At 51.2% G+C, this 1,761-nt stretch carries 1 rRNA gene; it reads left to right on the top strand.

Annotation, left to right across the window (positions count from 1 at the left end):
- Nucleotides 1-166: 166 nt before the first annotated feature.
- A 16S ribosomal RNA gene (locus tag RBT11_20570) occupies nucleotides 167-1,692 on the top strand.
- Nucleotides 1,693-1,761: the final 69 nt, after the last annotated feature.

Here is a 1,761-nt window from a genome sequence, read left to right as displayed (position 1 = left end):
TTTACCTTTGCACTCCCCAAATGCGGGGAAACGATCTTTGAGAAATTGGGAAAGCCAAAAAGTAGCGCAAAAAAAATACCCGTTGATTGACTTTAGTGTTGATTAACGAACCAGAGGAAAATAAGAGTCGGGACAGTACTTGCATATTGTCTAGAGAAATTTAGAAACAATGGAGAGTTTGATCCTGGCTCAGGATGAACGCTAGCGGCAGGCTTAATACATGCAAGTCGAACGGTAACAGGCCCGGCAACGGGTGCTGACGAGTGGCGCACGGGTGCGTAACACGTATGCAACCTACCCTTAACCGGGACATAACACTGAGAAATTAGTGCTAATATTCCATGGTATTACGAAGAGGCATCTTTTTGTAATTAAAGATTTATTGGTTAGGGATGGGCATGCGTCCCATTAGTTAGTTGGAGTGGTAACGGCACACCAAGACGATGATGGGTAGGGGTCCTGAGAGGGTTATCCCCCACACTGGTACTGAGACACGGACCAGACTCCTACGGGAGGCAGCAGTAAGGAATATTGGGCAATGGGCGGGAGCCTGACCCAGCCATGCCGCGTGCAGGAAGACGGCCCTATGGGTTGTAAACTGCTTTTGTTTGGGACTAACAGCCGGGTCGTGACCCGGCCTGCAGGTACCGAATGAATAAGCATCGGCTAACTCCGTGCCAGCAGCCGCGGTAATACGGAGGATGCGAGCGTTATCCGGATTTATTGGGTTTAAAGGGTGCGTAGGCTGGTAATTAAGTCAGTGGTGAAATACTCCGGCTCAACCGGGGGGCTGCCGTTGATACTGGTTACCTTGAGTTTAGATGATGTGGGCGGAATGTGTCATGTAGCGGTGAAATGCATAGAGATGACACAGAACACCGATAGCGAAGGCAGCTCACAAAGCTATTACTGACGCTGATGCACGAAAGCGTGGGGATCAAACAGGATTAGATACCCTGGTAGTCCACGCTGTAAACGATGATCACTAGCTGTAGGCGATACACTGTCTGTGGCTAAGCGAAAGCGATAAGTGATCCACCTGGGGAGTACGTCCGCAAGGATGAAACTCAAAGGAATTGACGGGGGCCCGCACAAGCGGAGGAGCATGTGGTTTAATTCGATGATACGCGAGGAACCTTACCTGGGCTTGAACGTATATTGCATGATTGTGAAAGCGATCTTTCTAGCGATAGACTATATACGAGGTGCTGCATGGCTGTCGTCAGCTCGTGCCGTGAGGTGTTAGGTTAAGTCCTGCAACGAGCGCAACCCCTGTCTTTAGTTGCCAGCACGTCATGGTGGGGACTCTAGAGAGACTGCCTGCGCAAGCAGAGAGGAAGGTGGGGATGACGTCAAGTCAGCACGGCCCTTACGTCCAGGGCTACACACGTGCTACAATGGCCGGTACAGAGGGCAGCGACCTGGTGACAGGTAGCGAATCTCCAAAGCCGGTCTCAGTTCGGATCGGAGTCTGCAACTCGACTCCGTGAAGCTGGATTCGCTAGTAATCGGATATCAGCAATGATCCGGTGAATACGTTCCCGGGCCTTGTACACACCGCCCGTCAAGCCATGGGAGTTGGGGGTACCTGAAGTCGATCACCGCAAGGAGTCGCCTAGGGTAAACCTGATGACTGGGGCTAAGTCGTAACAAGGTAGCCGTACCGGAAGGTGTGGCTGGAACACCTCCTTTCTGGAGCGACTGTTATGAACCTTTGATTCAAGGTATTGTTGCGCTGCTTTGGCTTTTCCCTTTTTTATA

The organism is Desulfobacterales bacterium (assembly GCA_034003325.1).
Lineage (GTDB): Bacteria > Desulfobacterota > Desulfobacteria > Desulfobacterales > JAFDDL01 > JAVEYW01.
Note: the sequence above shows the minus strand (reverse complement) of the source record. Positions and strands in the feature narration are given on the sequence as shown.